The sequence below is a fragment of the Pseudoalteromonas sp. SR43-5 genome (assembly GCF_014163835.1).
GTDB classification, from domain to species: Bacteria; Pseudomonadota; Gammaproteobacteria; order Enterobacterales; family Alteromonadaceae; genus Pseudoalteromonas; species Pseudoalteromonas distincta.
The window spans coordinates 33,986-50,360 of record NZ_JACJEA010000031.1 but is presented as its reverse complement, the minus strand read 5'-3'; the positions used below and the strand labels follow the sequence as shown (position 1 = coordinate 50,360).

Genomic DNA, 16,375 nt, shown 5'->3' with positions numbered 1-16,375 from the left:
GGCTTTTTTACGTCTGCAGAAAAGTGAAATATGCGCAATTAACACACACTCACAGCACCCCCCATCACGTAGGTAGGTCGAGCGTAGCGACTCCCGACACAAAGAGAGTGTAGCATTTCACTGTGACTCTCCACCGCTGTGGGCACTACGACATCCTACTGCGTAGCGCACCGACTTCAAATTGTAGAGAGCCCGACTAGAAATAGTCGGGCTTTTTTACGTCTGAAGAAAAGTGAAATGCGCGCAATTAACACCCACTCATATCGCGACACAAAGATAGTTTAGCATTTTACTGTAGCTCTCCACCGCTGTGGGCACTACGACATCCTACTGCGTAGCGCACCGACTTCAAATTGTAGAAAGCCCGACTAAAAATAGTCGGGCTTTTTTACGTCTGCAGAAAAGTGAAATGCGCGCAATTAACACACATTCACATCAACACCATCACGTAGGTCGGGTGAGCTTAGCGACTCCTGAAGTTAATTTAATCTTTTTTATTTTTTATAAAAGCTAATTACTCTCATTTCCTTAGATAACAAATTTAATTTTGCTTTGTTACTGTCTTTGATTTAGGATCAAATCAGTTTAAAACCAAGAACTAACAGCCTGTGTATAGATTATTAATTAGCGCCATATCCATTTTATTTTGTTTTTCTGTGTCGGCAGTTGAAGTAACTGATCTATATCAAGATATTTTAAAAGTGGATGACAAAACACGAGATACTCGATTAGCTGCGAGTCGAAAAGCTTTGCTTAATGTTTTAGTGAAAGTAAGCGGTGATGAAACTGCGGATCAAAATAAGTTAGCGCAGCAACGTACTAAAGATATTTCTGATTATATGCTTAAGTTTGAATATGACGAGAGAGCAAATGGACAATTGAAACTCGTTGTTAAATTTGAAGCTCGAAAGATCAACGCGCTAATCAAAGAGTTAAACTTACCTTTATGGGGAGTACAACGTCCATTAGTCGCAATATGGTTAGGTATTGAAGACAATTGGCGCAGAGAATTAGTAACACAAGAAAGTTACCCGCAGTTAGAGCAGTTAATTTATGACAAAGCAGGGCGTCGTGGTTTACCTGTCGTTGTTCCATTACTTGATTTACAAGATCGACGTCTAGTAGGTATTCCTGAGGTATGGGGTAACTTTTCTGAACCAGTAGAAGAGGCCTCTAGACGCTACAGTGCTGAGCGAAGTATTACAGCAAGAATGTATAAAGAAGCTGATAGCGAAAATTGGATTTTAGATTGGCGTTTTACTAATGATGATCAATTTGATTCAAATAGATTAACGGGCGATAAGCAGCAAATAGTTAGCCAGATGATTGACACCTTAGCTCGAGGCCTTGCAAGCGAGTATGCAATTGACCCAAATGCTTATTATGAACAAGCAACTGCTACGCTCACGCTAAAAGGCACACAAAGTTTTGTTGATATAGAATTAGCGAAACGAAGATTATTGAGCATAAGTGTTGTTACGCAAGTCAAAATTGTTCGTAAAACACCGGAATTTGTTGAATTTAAATTAAATCATACTGGTAACTTGAGTGATCTTAAAAAAGGGTTAGGGCTAGACTCTTCATTTAAAGATTATGAGGATCCACGCGCATTTTATCATGTTGTTGATAAAAATAGCTTAGAGTATCAATGGGTAACACCATAATGCTAATGTCTGAGCCGATGCAAATGGCACTACCGGTTACTTTACCGGATGACGAAACATTTGCATCGTATTTTGGGGGAGAAGACTCTTTGGAGGTTAATCACCTAAAAGATAGCTTTTCCAAATTAGCAAAAACGTTTCAGTATACATACCTATGTGGTTTAGGTGATTCGGGCAAGTCTCATCTTTTATATGCAACCTGCATAAAAGCACAAGAGCGTGGCTTATCTAATATGTTGCTGTCTATGCGCGAAGTAATTGACTTTGGACCTATGGTATTAGACGGTTTAGAAGCACTTGATGTTCTATGTATTGATGACGTGCATTTAGTTGCAGGGAATGATGCGTGGGAAAAAGCACTATTTAACTTTTTTAACCGATTTAACGAACCCGGTAAAATGTTAGTAGTAACTGCTGATTTACTTCCTAGCATGCTCAATATATCTCTGCCTGATTTAGAGTCTCGTTTAACGTGGGGAACAACCTTTCAAATTCGTTCTATGAGTGATGACGATAAAGCACAAGCACTTGTTAAGCGCGCTCACATGCGCGGCCTTGAATTAAGTGATGAGTGTGCACGCTTTTTATTAACCCGTTTAAGCCGTGATATGCGAGCTTTATTAGATGTACTCGACAAATTAGATCATGCATCTATGGCTGCACAGCGAAAATTAACTATTCCTTTTATAAAATCAACGTTAAAGCTGTAGTAGGTCTAGAATCTAGACCCTGCTTTCAGTTATCATAAGCTATTATCAGAGCGTGTTTACCTTTCCTGATTGGAATTTGTTTAATTTAAGTGGGCTTTAATCGCGTCGTGAGGACATTAGCATAGTTTTTATATGCAATACCCGAACAACAAAGAGAGTAGCCACAAGATAAACACTTCGAACAACACGTGTTTGGTCTTTATTTAGGGTTATTGCATGACTTATGTAGGAAACTACAGCCCAATGCTTAACCTTATTTAATAGCCAACCACACAGTTGAGAAGCAATCTTGAAAGGCCAACACGCTCTTAAGCAATCACCTTCTGTGAAAGATCAGGTATCGAATGAACTTAGAAAATATATTAGCGCAAGCACTTGAGGCGGTAGCCAGTGCCAGTGAAATAGCGCAGTTAGAAGATATCAGGGTTAATTACCTTGGTAAAAAAGGCGAAATCACTAGCTTACTTAAAACGTTAGGTAAAATAGCACCTGAAGAACGTAAAGAAGCAGGCCAAGTTATAAACCAAGCTAAACAGGATGTGCAAGCTGCTATTAACGAAAAGCGTGAATTGCTTGCAAGTAAAGCACTTGAAGAAAAGCTAGCTGCTGAAACTATAGATGTAACTCTGCCAGGACGTGTTATGCCTACCGGCGGTTTACACCCAGTTACGCGCACTATTGAGCGTATAGAAAGCTTTTTTGGTGAGTTAGGTTTTGAAGTTAAATCTGGTCCAGAAATCGAAGACGATTTTCATAACTTTGATGCGCTAAATATCCCTGAGCACCATCCAGCACGTGCTGATCATGATACCTTTTATTTCAATCCTAAATTAGTACTACGCACACAAACTAGTGGCGTGCAAATTCGTACTATGGAAACTGAGCAGCCACCACTGCGCATTATTTCACCTGGACGTGTATACCGTAACGATTACGACCAAACACATACACCAATGTTCCACCAGGTTGAAGGTTTAATGGTTGATACCGATGTTAGCTTTACGGAGTTAAAAGGTATTTTGCATGATTTTTTACGTAACTTCTTTGAAGAGGATATGGAAATTCGTTTCCGTCCTTCATTCTTCCCATTTACAGAACCTTCAGCTGAAGTAGATGTTATGGGTAAAGACGGTAAGTGGTTAGAAGTACTAGGCTGCGGCATGGTACATCCCAATGTACTTAAGTCTGTGGGCATTGACCCAGAAAAATACACCGGCTTTGCCTTTGGCATGGGTGTAGAGCGTTTAACAATGTTGCGCTATGGCGTAAACGATTTGCGTGCATTTTTCGAAAATGACTTAAAATTCCTGAACCAGTTCCGTTAAGAGTGAAACAATAAAATGAAATTTAGTGAAAAGTGGTTAAGAGAGTGGGTTAATCCTGCTATTGATACGCAAGCTCTTTCGGAACAGCTTTCAATGGCTGGTCTAGAAGTTGATGGTGTTGAGCCTGCTGCTGCCAAATTTAATGGCGTAGTTGTTGGTGAAGTTGTTGAATGTGGTCAACACCCTGATGCAGATAAACTTCGTGTTACCAAAATTAACGTAGGTGGCGATGAGCTACTTGATATCGTGTGTGGTGCACCAAATTGTCGTTTAGGTATTAAAGTTGCTGTTGCAACTGTGGGCGCTGTACTTCCTGGTGACTTTAAAATTAAAAAAGCCAAACTACGCGGCCAACCTTCAAACGGAATGCTATGTGCTTTTGTTGAGCTAGGTATTAGCGAAGAAGGCGACGGCATTATGGAATTGCCAAGCGATGCACCAGTAGGCACTGATTTACGTGACTACCTAGGTCTTGATGACAATATTATAGATGTTGACTTAACACCAAATCGTGGTGATTGTTTAGGTATTAAAGGCCTTGCTCGTGAAGTAGGTGTTTTAAATAGCATTGACGTAAATGTATTAGATATCCCAGCGGTTACGCCAACAATTGATGACAAAGTATCAATTGAGCTAGTTAACGAAGATGCATGTCCTCGTTACCTTGGCCGTGTGATAAAGGGCATTAACCTTGATGCTGAAACACCACTTTGGATGGTTGAAAAATTACGTCGTAGTGGCGTACGTTCTATCGATCCTGTAGTTGATGTTACTAACTATGTATTACTTGAACTTGGTCACCCAATGCACGCGTTTGATTTAAATGCGATTGAAGGTGGTATTAAAGTTCGTAGTGCAAACGCAGGCGAAGAACTTGTTTTATTAGACGGTAATACCGCTAAATTAAACGACACAACACTTGTGATAGCCGATCATAATAAAGCACTTGCAATTGCGGGTATTTTTGGTGGGGAGCAATCAGGTGTTACAGATAAAACATCTGATATATTACTTGAAAGCGCATTTTTTAATCCTGTAGCAATTGCAGGACAAGCACGTAGCTACGGTTTACACACTGATGCTTCACACCGTTATGAACGCGGTGTTGATTTTGCTCTACAACACGATGCAATGGAACGTGCAACAGCACTTCTTCTTGAAATTGTGGGTGGTCAAGCAGGTCCAGTAGTTGAAGCTGTTGCGGCTGATAAACTACCAAAAGTGACTGAAGTACGTCTTCGTCGTGCACGTTTAGACCGTGTTATTGGTCATCATATTGAAGATGCTAAAGTAACAGATATTCTTACGCGTTTAGGTCTTGATGTTAAAGTAGAAAATGAAAGCTGGAGTGCGGACGTACCAAGCTACCGTTTTGATATTCGCATCGAAGAAGATTTAATTGAAGAAGTAGCACGTGTTTACGGTTACAACAGCATTCCAAATGTTGCACCAACTGCAAAACTTAAAATGACGACACATAACGAAGCAACTATTGCGCTTAGCAAGTTCCGCAATACGTTAGTGACTCGTGGTTACCAAGAAGCAATTACGTACAGCTTTGTAGACCCTAAAGCACAAGCTATTTTACACCCAGAGTGTAAAGCAATGGTATTACCGCATCCTATTTCAATTGAAATGTCAGCAATGCGTGTAAGTTTAATGCCGGGTTTATTAGCGTCTGTAGCGTATAACCAAAATCGCCAACAGCCTCGTATTCGTTTATTCGAACATGGTCTTAAATTTATAAGCGACGAAAGTGCAGAAAATGGTGTTTACCAAGTACCGGTTATTGGCGGTGTTATTACGGGTCTTGTAAATGGTGAACATTGGGTTGAAGAAAAACGCAATGTTGATTTTTACGATTTAAAAGGTGATGTTGAAGCCTTACTTGCAATTACCAATGACATTACTCGCTTTGAAATTAAAGCCGAGCAGTCAGATGGACTTCACCCTGGTCAATCAGCAGTAATATATGTTGATGGTAAAAAGGTTGGTTTTTTTGGTGCTTTACATCCTCAAGCTCAAAAGTCGTTAGATATCAACAACGCAACTTTTGTTTTTGAAATTGAAATGTCAGCAATAGAAAAAAGAAATTTACCGCAAGCCGAAGGGGTGTCTAAATTCCCTTCAAATCGCCGCGACATCGCGATTTTAGTGGCAGACAGCGTTAAATCTGGCGACATTTTAAGCGTGATCGAAAAAGTTGGCGGAAATCAATTGGTTGACCTAAACTTATTCGATGTGTATAAGGGCAAAGGTATTGAGCCAAATTATAAGAGTTTGGCGATTGCTCTAACACTGCAAGCGGTTGATAGAACACTCGAAGAGAAAGATATCAATCTAGTAGTTGATAACGTGGTGGCCGAATTGGCCGAACAGTTTAATGCATCGTTGAGGGACTAGATATGGCGCTTACTAAAGCCGACATAGCTGAACACCTATTTGAAAAGCTCGGGATCAATAAAAAAGATGCCAAAGATTTAGTTGAAGCGTTTTTTGAAGAAATCCGCTCAGCGCTAGAAAAAGGCGAGCAGGTTAAGCTCTCTGGATTTGGTAACTTTGATCTTCGAGACAAAAAAGAAAGACCAGGCCGCAACCCGAAAACAGGCGAAGATATTCCTATTTCGGCACGTCGCGTGGTGACTTTTCGACCAGGTCAAAAGCTTAAAACCCGCGTAGAAGTGGGCACAAGCAAAGCAAAATAAAAAAAGGCAGCGTAAGCTGCCTTTTTATTTGCCTGAATAACCTAGTTATTAAATTATACCAACCTGCATAAATCTTTGATCAATTTAACGAATTAAATAACACTATAACGTCGTTAAAATATTTTTATCTAGAACAACTAGATACAAAATTTTTGCCTAGTTCTAGCGTAATTTCCTTAACGTTAAATAGACCCCATACATAAGCAGATTGGTATTAGGTTATTTTTGCGATTATAAATTAAAACTCTCGAGGAGATACAAAATCACCTGCCATTATTTGCTGAAATGTTTGCTCTGCAAGTACATCTAGGCTATCTAAGCTTTTACCATTTGCGACTAATTTCTGCTCAATTTCAAATACATCAATATTTTCAATCCCCGACATTTGCGCTACTTTAGAAAATATATATGCGTGCTTAAACTTATCATGTTTATAAAAAAGACTAATAAGTGATGTATACACTTCCGGATTCGGTATGTTGTCTTTTTTATTGAGCTCTAGAGTTTTATAAAGTAAATCAATGGTTTTTTCATCATCAAATTTAATATAGTACGATGCTAAAAAAAATTGCATTTCGGCACTTTGCGTTACACTTTTATCATTTTCTATAGCCAATAATTTAGTCAACGCACTTTGGTTGTTATTTCGTGACCATTGGTAGTAGAGCAAACCTGGGTGGTTTGTATTTTGGGTATCTTGATATAACCGAGTCATTTCTTTAATACTCGTTAATTGACCATCAATACGTGACGTTTTTTTAGCTTTTAACTTAATATGTTCAATTTTAGCGGCCAAAGTTATGCATTGGTTATAAGATTCAAAGTCCTTGAGTAATTGGTATTTATTTTCATCAGTAGGGTCTTTGTATTCTATGTAGCGTTTGATAATTACATCAGAACGCTCATCCTTGCAGTGACTGTCTTTGTTTAAGTCGCTACAAAAACCAGGTGTTTCTTTGCACACTTGTGCGAGTGTTAACGGCTCTTCACACCCTGCCAATGTTAGCAAACCCAATAGTACACTTGCTTTTTTAAGCATTCCTTAACCCCAAATGAATATTTACTTTGTTATTCTAACGCAATCATTTAACGCCTAACAGTAGAGAATAACTTCAGTTTAAATTAGAATAGCCCTGCCTGAAGTGCATTACTCTCAAAATATAGTGCATTTTTAAAGGCTATCCGTTCAAAATGATAAACTTAGGTAAATAAAATGACCTCATCTCACGAGTTAGAATACACAAATAGTTGGCAAGAGCGCCAAGATTACGCAGAAAGCATGCAACCAATCATTGGTAAGCTTTACCGTAATCGTGGTATCGAAATCGCTGTATATGGCCGTCCTCTCGTAAATGCCAGTACTATCGATATTATCAAATCTCACAAAACCGTTGCTCAGTTTGAAGGCACTAAATTACGTTTGCGCGAAAGCTTCCCATTTTTAGAAGCTATCAGCAAAATGGAATTAAACTCAGCACGTATTGATATTGGTAAGCTTGCATATAGTTATTTGTTCACTGAAGCCGCAAAAGGTCGTTCAGTAGAAGAGTTTGTAAAAGATGAACTTGCAGAAATAACAGACTCACCAGCGAAAGAGCCACGCGATGTAGTATTGTATGGTTTTGGTCGTATCGGTCGTTTATTAGCGCGTTTATTAATTGAAAAATCAGGTCCATATTCAGATTTACGTTTGCGCGCTATTGTTGTGCGTGGTGGTAAAGATGGGGATCTTGAAAAGCGTGCAAGCTTACTGCGTCGTGATTCAATTCACGGTCCATTCAATGGCTCAATCACGATTGATAAAGAACGCAATGCAATTAAAGCTAACGGTAGCTACATTCAAGTTATTTACGCTAACTCTCCTAGCGAAATTGATTACACTCAATACGGTATCGACAATGCATTAATTGTTGATAACACCGGTATTTGGAAAGACGAAGCGGGCCTTGGCCAGCACCTAGAGTGTAAGGGCGCTGCAAAAGTATTATTAACAGCTCCTGCAAAAGGCAATATCAAAAACATCGTATATGGTGTTAATAACAAAGATATTTTACCTGAAGATAAAATTGTTTGTGCAGCAAGCTGTACAACCAATGCAATTACACCAACGCTTAAAGCATTAAACGATAAGTTTGGTATCAATAATGGCCATGTTGAAACTGTACACTCGTACACGAACGATCAAAACCTTATTGATAACTACCACAAAGCAGAGCGCCGTGGCCGTGCCGCAGCACTCAATATGGTAATTACTGAAACAGGTGCTGCAAAAGCGGTTTCAAAAGCATTACCAGAGCTTGAAGGCAAGTTAACAGGTAACGCAATCCGCGTACCTACACCTAATGTGTCGCTAGCTATTTTAAATCTTAACTTAGCAACAAGCACATCAGTTGAAGAGCTAAACGCATTTTTACGCGACACAGCACTTCATTCAGACTTACGTGATCAAATTGATTACACAGCATCAACGGAAATTGTATCTACCGATTTAGTAGGTAGCCGTTACGCAGGTGTTGTTGATTCACAAGCAACAATTGTTGAAGATAACCGTATTGTTTTATATGTATGGTACGACAATGAGTTTGGTTACAGCTGCCAAGTAGTACGTTGTATGCGCGATATGGCCGAAGTGTCATTCCCAAGCTTACCTCGCTAATTTATTTGCAGTGACTTAAAAGCCAGCATGTTGCTGGCTTTTTTGGTCGTGTATTATTTTTAAAGCGTATGCCTTGTGATAGGCTTTAATTAAGAAAGTGCACATTCGTTTTACTATTTATAAAATAATGTCAGTTCTGTGAATTAATAAGCAGATAAACTTATTCAACCTAAAGGTTTTTTCATGAAAATCAGCAGCAATTTCGACAGTGGTAATATCAAAGTTATTGAAGCCACCGATCCTTTAAATATTCAATTAGAAATTAATAAAGATCACCAGTCTGAATTTTATCAGTGGTTTCACTTTCGTCTTGAAACAACACCTTACCAATTGCATAAGTTAAATATTAATGAGCTTGATAAATCAGCTTACCCAGATGGTTGGGAAGGGTATCAAGCCGTTGCATCATATGACCGCCAAACATGGTTTCGTGTACCATCAAGCTATGAAAATGGCACATTAAGCTTTGAAATTGAACCAGAGTTCGGCAGTGTATATTTTGCTTACTTTGCGCCATACAGTTACGACCGCCATTTAGATTTATTATCTTGGGCACAAAGCCAAGGCGCTTGCCAATTAATAACGCTTGGTGAAACACTCGATGGCCGCGATATGAGTGTGCTTAAAATTGGTGAGCCAAGTGAAGACAAGAAAACCATTTGGATCACAGCACGTCAACACCCAGGTGAAACAATGGCGCAGTGGTATGTTGAAGGTCTACTGCACAAACTTCTTGATGACGAAGACCCACATGCAGCTGCGCTTCTATCAAAAGCAGTTTTTTACGTTGTGCCTAATATGAATCCAGACGGTAGCGCACGCGGACATCTTCGTACTAACGCTAAAGGTGTTAACTTAAACCGTGAATGGCAAACACCAAGCATGGAAAATAGCCCTGAGGTTTACTTAGTGCTTAATAAAATGCGCGAAGCTGGCTTAGATATGCACTTAGACATACACGGCGATGAAGCTATCCCATATAACTTTGTGGCAGGCAGTGAAGGTATTCCAAGTTACGATGAACGCTTAAAAGGTTTAGAAGATAGCTTTAAAGCTGCGCTTTTAACTATTACACCTGAGTTTCAAGATGAGCATGGCTATCCAAAAGATGAGCCAGGTCAAGCTAACCTAACGGTAGGTTCATCAGCTACGGCTGAAGAATTCAAAGCATTAACGTACACAATTGAAATGCCATTTAAAGACAACAACGCTTTACCGGATCCAGATTACGGCTGGTCAGATCGTCGTTCGTATCAATTTGGTCAAGATACATTAGCGGCTATTGTTAATGTTGTTGATGATTTAAGATAAAACGTTTATCTAAAAGGGTATCAATAGTTTTGATACCCTTTTTGCTTTTAATAAAACCCCTTGTATAAAAAAATAATAATCATATAGCAGCTTTATTCTTAAAACGTTTTCAACGCTTCTTCGCTGCGTATCATCACCGTATCGGTACAAATCAATCTACTTTCATTTAAATACTACAGATGTAATGCCTTTCGCCAAGTGTGTAATTATATATTTTGAAAATTAAGTGTTAACAAAGTTAGGTTACTTAAGTTAAGATTAATTAAATCATGAGTCGGGACGGGAGAGGTAAAACCTTATTTCGTAAAGCTTATGTAGCGTAGTAGCTAAAGCAGAGTCTCGTAATTAAAAATAATAAATATAACTATAGAGGATATCCATGGAAGCTTTTGTAAGTGCTGTTAATGATGTTGTTTGGAGTAATGCACTCATCTATTTATGCCTAGGCGCAGGCTTGTTTTATTCAGTATTAACTCGATTTGCTCAAGTTAGACATTTTAAAGAAATGTGTAAGTTATTATTTAGTCCTAACACGTCTGATAAAGGTATCTCATCTTTTCAAGCCCTTGCAGTATCGTTGTCTGGACGAGTAGGCGTTGGTAATATCGCTGGCGTTGCTGCCGCTATCGGCTTTGGTGGGCCAGGCGCAATTTTTTGGATGTGGGTTGTTGCATTTTTAGGTGCAAGCACTGCATACGCAGAGTCTACTTTAGGCCAAATTTATAAAACAGAAGAAGATGGGCAATACCGTGGTGGCCCAGCGTACTATTTTGACCGTTGTTTAGGGCAAAAGTGGCTAGCTGTTTTATTTGCTGTTTCGGCGATTATTGCCTGTGGTGTTTTTCTACCTGGTGTACAAGCAAATGCAGTAGGTAATGCGTTTACCCAAGTGTTTGGCAGTGGCGACATGGTTACTACTAGCTTTGGTGACGTAGGTAGCTTTAAGTTAGTCGCTTTAGCAATCATCCTTATTGTTTTAGCGTTTATTATTTTTGGCGGTATAAAGCGTATTGCAAACTTTACACAAGTAGTAGTGCCATTTATGGCGCTTGGTTACATAGTCCTGGCATTAATCGTAGTATTTTTAAATTTAGATAAAGTAGCTGATATATTCTATTTAATTATTAGTGATGCATTTACTGCGCAGGCAGGTTTTGGTGCTGCTATTGGTTGGGGCGTAAAGCGTGGTATATATTCTAATGAAGCTGGCCAAGGTAGTGGGCCTCATGCTGCAGCTGCTGCAGAGGTTGATCACCCAGCTCAACAGGGTTTAGTACAAGCTTTTTCGGTTTATGTTGATACCATTTTTGTATGTACTGCAACAGCATTAATGATCTTAATAACGCAGCAATATAATGTTGTAGGTGATTTACCAGCAGGACAGTTTATTGTACAAAATGTCGATGCAGCGACTGAAGTAGGCTCAGCAGCCTTTACTCAAATGGCTTTATTTAGTGTATTTGGCAGCTTTGGACAAGCATTTGTCGGTATTGCATTATTCTTCTTTGCCTTTACCACAATACTTGCTTATTACTTCATTGCAGAGACAAATATTGCTTACTTAAATCGTTACTTTAAAGGCAATATCCCGCTTGTCCTTGTGAAATTTGTGATTATGTTCATGGTTGCATACGGTATGGTTAATAATTCAGGTTATATCTGGACTATTGGAGATATTGGCGTTGGCTTAATGGCTTGGATTAACATATTGGGTATTTTAGCTATTTTCTTTGTAGCTAAGCCAGCTTTGTTATGTTTGAGCGATTATGAGGATCAGAAGAAAAAAGGCGGAAAGATCACATTTGACCCAGTTAAATTAGGGATTAAAAACGCCTCGTTTTGGGAAAAGCGTTTAGAGAAACAGTCAAAAGACGCTGAGTAATTAAACTTAGTGGGCAACTTAGAAAATTATAGCCCCCAAATCAGTTGTTGATTTGAATTCAAAAAAGACAACGAGAAATAAAACAAGTACAATAAAGGCGCCGAAAGGCGCTTTTTTTATGCGTAGTATGGAGAGAAGTATGGCGATTATTCGTTGCCCAAAATGTGCAAAATCAATTTCAGATAAACATAAGCAATGTCCGCATTGCGAAAGCAACATTGCAGAGCTAAACGACGAGCAAGTTTTACAACTTCAGCGCGAACAGCGAATTAAAAAAAAGCAGATGTTTATAAATCACTCCTTTTTGGCGCTTATCTTATTTTTAGGTGGTTTTTTCTGCTTGTACTTTTTACAACCGCAAGAAGAAACACTTCAGTGGTATGCTTACACTGCCGCAATAGGCATAGGCTGTATCTGGTACCTTATAAATCGTATTATTTTAGTGACTCTAAAAAAGAAAAAATGACATGAACATCGACAATCTTGTACAAAATATTACTCCCGAATTATTCGAACGCTTACAATACGGTGCTTCTACTGGCAAGTGGCCAGACGGTACCGTTTTATCAGATGAACAAAAGCAACAAACAGTGCAGTTGGTTATGTTGTATCAAGCAAAGGTGGCTCAATCAAACGAGCAATTTACGATTGGTGCTAATGGTGAAATGATCCAAAAGACAAAAGCTCAACTACAAAAAGAATTCAAATCAGACAACGAAATAGCTAGGTTTAGTGAACATGATCTTTAAGCACCTTTTTACACCTAAGTGGAAACACCCAAAGCAACAAGTACGTCTTGATGCTATCGAAAAATTAGACATTGAACGTGATGCAACCATATTAAACACGTTAGCACTTGAAGATAGCTCAGCTGAAATTCGCCGTAAAGCGCTGCAAAAGGTAAACAATTTGCCGCTATGGTGGAAAGCGTATAAACAAGATCAAGCATTAAAAGATATAGCAGAGCTGCAAATATCTAATGCTGTTTTAAATAGCGAAAGTACATTAACAGCGCAAATCAAAAGTGAATACATAGAGCGTTTTGCACCTGTTAAAACACTCGAAAAGTTAGCATTTGCAGAAAAAGAACTGCAAGTACGCGTTAAATTATTAAAACGTTTAGCAAACCCAAAATTAGTAGAAAAAGCATTTAAAGAAGGTAGCGAAGAGCTACAAACTCAGTTAGTTGAACTTGTTATTACCCATCAATTAATTAAGCCATTAGTAAAACATGCAAAAGGTGATGCAAAAGCAGCACTTGAAACGCATATTGAAAATGAGCGTTTAGCAATTGAAATGCCACTTCAGGTTGAAAGTGCAACACGTGTTATTTTAGCTAAGTTAAATGCTTTACGTGAAAAAACAGATTTTGGTGTTGTAAATTCACAAGCCGGCGAATTAATGGCCCAGTGGCAAGCACTTGAGCTCAAATGGTTAAGTGATGAACGTGTAAAGCTGCTTGATGAAAAATATATTTCTATTACTACTAAGTTAGATGCACACATTGAACAGCTAAAAGCAGTACATGACAAAGAGCAGCAGCAATTAGCGCAACAACAGCGTCAATTATTAGCACTTGCAACACTTGAAGCTTTGGGTGAAGAAATTGAAAATGCCTTACAGCTTGGTCTTGAAACTCCAGAGCAAATTCAACAAGATTGGCTTGATGCAAAAGTAGCGCAAGCTAAGCAAGCTATTAGCGAAACAGAACTTGCTAATAATGCAGAATCAAAACTCGCTGTAAGCAAGTTAGAAAAACTATTTACTCAAGTTGCTAAATTACCCGAGCTAACAACGGCTATTAAAGAGTACAAACTCGCTTTTGCAGCATTATGCGAAATTAAGCCAGCAGAAGATTTAGCACAATACGATGCAACTCTTACTGAATTTAATAATGGCTTTAAAGCAGCGCGTAATCATTTGAATGTTTTAGATGGCGCACTGCAAAGTACCTTTAAAACACAGTTAAATGGGCATAAAAAGCAATTTTTAGCACCAATGAATGAGCTAGTTAAGCCACTTGAAAAAAACCAAAGCCAAGCAAAGCGCAAAGCTCGTGATGTTAAGCGCCTAATTGAAGAAGGTCGTTTTAATGTTGCTTTTGGCGTGTTTAAAGGCTTTGAAGAGTTATTTAATACACTTACTGAGCAATATCAGCAGCCACTTGTAAACATAAAAGCAGACCTTGAAGCGCAACTTGCAGATGCGAAAGATTGGCAAAAATACGCTGCAGCACCAAAGCGTAAAGCTTTATTAGAAGAAGTAAGTGCATTAGTAAGCGAAGAGTGTACAGACCCACAACAACGCGCAGAGCAAGTAAAAGCGCTACGTAAACGTTGGAATGAGTTAGGTCGTTTAGACACAGATGAAGAAAAGCTACAAGGTGTGCAGTTTGATGAACAAATCGAGTTGTTATTTGCGCCTTGCCGTAGTTACTTCGCAGAGCAAGAAGTGCAACGCGAAGCATCAAAAGCACAGCGTGAAAGTATTATTAACGACATGCATGCGCTCCATTTACAGCCAACTGCTGAGGATGATTTTGATTGGAAACAATATGAAAGCCAATACAATCGTTTAAATAAAGCGTGGCGCAGTGTGGGTAAAGTTGACCCTAAGACATACCGTACACTAAACGATCGTTATAAAAATGAGCAACAACAAGTACTGGCTTTATTAAACGCATTTCATAAAAGTAATGCAGCACTTAAAAATGAGTTAGTAGAAAAAGCGCAGCAATTATCACAAAGCGATGATTTAGCCGCTGCCTGCCAAGAGTTGAAGCAAATGCAGCAGCAATGGCAAACCATTGGCTTTGCTGGTTTAAAAGCTGAAAATGCGTTATGGCAAAAGTTTCGTCAGTATAACGATGAAACATTTACTAAGCGTAGTAGTGAGTTTGAGCAGCAAAAACTCGAGCAAAACGAGTCAGATAAACAAGCAATTGCAGAACTTGCTGAGCTTGAAGCAGCACTTAGTGATGTTAATCAAAGAGCGCAGTTGCACGACCTAGAAACAAAAGTGAAAGGGTACACGCAATTTAGATCGTTAGCGCCAAAGGTTACTAAGCTACTAGCTGCTATTGAAGATAAACTTGCATTGCTTACAAGTAAATCTGAGCAAGCTAATTTAGATGCATTAATTACTGCACTTGAAAACAATGAAGCGTTACCAAGTCAGTATCAAGCACCGCTTAAAACAACATTAAGTAAAGAGCAACTTATTACTCGTATGGAAATACTAGCGAACGTAAGTTCAACCGATAAGTCACTTAGAATGGCAGAACAAGTAGCCATGCTAGATGACAAACATCGTGGCGATCATGCTGATTTAAACTATTATTTAAAACAGTTATTAGCGCTCAGTGACGGTTCAGTTGAACCTGACACACTAACGCGACTTAAAGCGACACTTGCAGCTTAATAAAACCAGCATAATATGTGCTGGTTACTATTTTAATAAGCCGCTTTAATAGCGGCTTTTTTATGTACCACTAATTTATAAACAAAAGGGTTCTCATGAGAATTTTAGTTATTATTGCAGCGTTATTTTTAACCGCCTGTAATACCACGCAAGGCATATCAGTATATTCATTTACTAACTCTGAGGTTGAGTCTGTACTGGGTAAGCAATTACCAAAGTTAAGTGAAAAAGTAAGCTTAATGGGTTTGCCGGTTCAGTTTGATGTAAACGATTTAAGTGTAAATATTGGGCCTGATAACCGCGACGTTGTTGTTCTTGGTGCTGATTCAAGCGCTGAAATTAATGCATTCGCACTTAAATACCCAGTGCGTTTAAAGCTACAAATTGAAGGTAGCCCATTTTACGACAGTGAGAAAAAAGCGGTGTTTTTACGTAATATTAAATTACTTGATTCGAGTGTTGATGCCGGTGGTTTCAAAGGTAATTTAGGTGCACTTGATAGCCAAGCAATGGATGTGATTAATGCTTTTTTAGCGGTTAACCCTGTTTATACTCTAAATATGGATGACCCTAAAATGATGCTACTTAGTAAGCTTCCACTTGATATGAAAGTGGTTGAAGGTGCAATTAAGCTAGTACCTCGTCTATAAGTAGATCTACCTACTTATAATATACGTATTAATTAGCCTGACTTTCAGGCTA

Annotated in this window: 13 protein-coding genes; 12 read left to right on the top strand and 1 reads right to left on the bottom strand. The window is 38.7% G+C overall.

Annotated elements, in window-relative coordinates:
• Positions 1-608: 608 nt before the first annotated feature.
• The 5 genes from H5090_RS16555 (at position 609) to ihfA (ending at position 6,404) form a co-directional block, all read left to right on the top strand.
• The gene (locus H5090_RS16555) at positions 609-1,664 is read left to right on the top strand and encodes a DUF2066 domain-containing protein (protein ID WP_182696243.1); all 1,056 of its coding nucleotides are present in this window, start codon (positions 609-611) and stop codon (positions 1,662-1,664) included.
• The gene (gene hda, locus H5090_RS16550) at positions 1,664-2,374 is read left to right on the top strand and encodes a DnaA regulatory inactivator Hda (RefSeq protein ID WP_002960693.1); all 711 of its coding nucleotides are present in this window, start codon (positions 1,664-1,666) and stop codon (positions 2,372-2,374) included. Before H5090_RS16555 ends, hda begins: the two co-directional genes overlap by 1 nt.
• 344 nt (positions 2,375-2,718) lie before the next feature.
• Positions 2,719-3,699, top strand: coding sequence for a phenylalanine--tRNA ligase subunit alpha (gene pheS, locus H5090_RS16545; RefSeq protein WP_002960692.1), 981 nt, complete (start codon positions 2,719-2,721; stop codon positions 3,697-3,699).
• A gap of 15 nt (positions 3,700-3,714) precedes the next feature.
• Positions 3,715-6,102, top strand: a complete 2,388-nt coding sequence (gene pheT / locus H5090_RS16540) for a phenylalanine--tRNA ligase subunit beta (protein ID WP_002960691.1) — start codon at positions 3,715-3,717, stop codon at positions 6,100-6,102.
• A 2-nt stretch (positions 6,103-6,104) separates the two neighbouring features.
• Positions 6,105-6,404, top strand: coding sequence for an integration host factor subunit alpha (ihfA, locus tag H5090_RS16535; protein ID WP_002960690.1), 300 nt, complete (start codon positions 6,105-6,107; stop codon positions 6,402-6,404).
• Between the two features lie 238 nt (positions 6,405-6,642).
• Here the strand turns inward: ihfA and H5090_RS16530 are convergent, their stop codons facing one another.
• Positions 6,643-7,443 carry a DUF2989 domain-containing protein gene (locus H5090_RS16530; RefSeq protein ID WP_024596170.1) on the bottom strand — a complete coding sequence of 267 codons (801 nt, stop codon included), beginning with the start codon at positions 7,441-7,443 and terminating at the stop codon, positions 6,643-6,645.
• A 174-nt stretch (positions 7,444-7,617) separates the two neighbouring features.
• On the opposite strand from H5090_RS16530, the gene H5090_RS16525 reads away from it, so the two are divergent.
• The 7 genes from H5090_RS16525 to H5090_RS16495 all read left to right on the top strand — a co-directional run bounded on the left by H5090_RS16525 (position 7,618) and on the right by H5090_RS16495 (position 16,323).
• The gene (locus H5090_RS16525; RefSeq protein WP_002960684.1) at positions 7,618-9,060 is read left to right on the top strand and encodes a glyceraldehyde-3-phosphate dehydrogenase; all 1,443 of its coding nucleotides are present in this window, start codon (positions 7,618-7,620) and stop codon (positions 9,058-9,060) included.
• Between the two features lie 183 nt (positions 9,061-9,243).
• A complete protein-coding gene (locus H5090_RS16520) occupies positions 9,244-10,371 on the top strand; it encodes a carboxypeptidase family protein (RefSeq protein WP_182696242.1) in 1,128 nt (375 codons plus the stop codon).
• Positions 10,372-10,750: 379 nt separating this feature from the next.
• A complete protein-coding gene (locus H5090_RS16515; protein WP_182696241.1) occupies positions 10,751-12,253 on the top strand; it encodes a sodium:alanine symporter family protein in 1,503 nt (500 codons plus the stop codon).
• Between the two features lie 139 nt (positions 12,254-12,392).
• A complete protein-coding gene (locus H5090_RS16510) occupies positions 12,393-12,719 on the top strand; it encodes a hypothetical protein (RefSeq protein WP_002960680.1) in 327 nt (108 codons plus the stop codon).
• Between the two features lies 1 nt (position 12,720).
• Positions 12,721-13,002 (top strand): YeaC family protein, encoded by a 282-nt coding sequence (locus tag H5090_RS16505; RefSeq protein ID WP_007378333.1) that lies wholly within the window; start codon positions 12,721-12,723, stop codon positions 13,000-13,002.
• Positions 12,992-15,673, top strand: a complete 2,682-nt coding sequence (locus H5090_RS16500; RefSeq protein WP_182696240.1) for a DUF349 domain-containing protein — start codon at positions 12,992-12,994, stop codon at positions 15,671-15,673. The genes H5090_RS16505 and H5090_RS16500 overlap by 11 nt, the downstream gene beginning before the upstream one ends.
• 95 nt (positions 15,674-15,768) lie before the next feature.
• On the top strand, positions 15,769-16,323 hold the full coding sequence (locus H5090_RS16495) for a DUF1439 domain-containing protein (RefSeq protein ID WP_002960677.1): 555 nt from the start codon (positions 15,769-15,771) through the stop codon (positions 16,321-16,323).
• Positions 16,324-16,375 lie beyond the last annotated feature (52 nt).

What these genes read in the sequence shown, in the direction of transcription:
- hda (WP_002960693.1), top strand. Translation starts at nt 1,664, where the DNA reads ATGCTAATGTCTGAGCCGATGCAAATGGCACTACCGGTTACTTTACCG.
- pheS (WP_002960692.1), top strand. Translation starts at nt 2,719, where the DNA reads ATGAACTTAGAAAATATATTAGCGCAAGCACTTGAGGCGGTAGCCAGT.
- pheT (WP_002960691.1), top strand. Translation starts at nt 3,715, where the DNA reads ATGAAATTTAGTGAAAAGTGGTTAAGAGAGTGGGTTAATCCTGCTATT.
- ihfA (WP_002960690.1), top strand. Translation starts at nt 6,105, where the DNA reads ATGGCGCTTACTAAAGCCGACATAGCTGAACACCTATTTGAAAAGCTC.
- H5090_RS16530 (WP_024596170.1), bottom strand. Translation starts at nt 7,443, where the DNA reads ATGCTTAAAAAAGCAAGTGTACTATTGGGTTTGCTAACATTGGCAGGG.
- H5090_RS16525 (WP_002960684.1), top strand. Translation starts at nt 7,618, where the DNA reads ATGACCTCATCTCACGAGTTAGAATACACAAATAGTTGGCAAGAGCGC.
- H5090_RS16520 (WP_182696242.1), top strand. Translation starts at nt 9,244, where the DNA reads ATGAAAATCAGCAGCAATTTCGACAGTGGTAATATCAAAGTTATTGAA.
- H5090_RS16515 (WP_182696241.1), top strand. Translation starts at nt 10,751, where the DNA reads ATGGAAGCTTTTGTAAGTGCTGTTAATGATGTTGTTTGGAGTAATGCA.
- H5090_RS16510 (WP_002960680.1), top strand. Translation starts at nt 12,393, where the DNA reads ATGGCGATTATTCGTTGCCCAAAATGTGCAAAATCAATTTCAGATAAA.
- H5090_RS16505 (WP_007378333.1), top strand. Translation starts at nt 12,721, where the DNA reads ATGAACATCGACAATCTTGTACAAAATATTACTCCCGAATTATTCGAA.
- H5090_RS16500 (WP_182696240.1), top strand. Translation starts at nt 12,992, where the DNA reads ATGATCTTTAAGCACCTTTTTACACCTAAGTGGAAACACCCAAAGCAA.
- H5090_RS16495 (WP_002960677.1), top strand. Translation starts at nt 15,769, where the DNA reads ATGAGAATTTTAGTTATTATTGCAGCGTTATTTTTAACCGCCTGTAAT.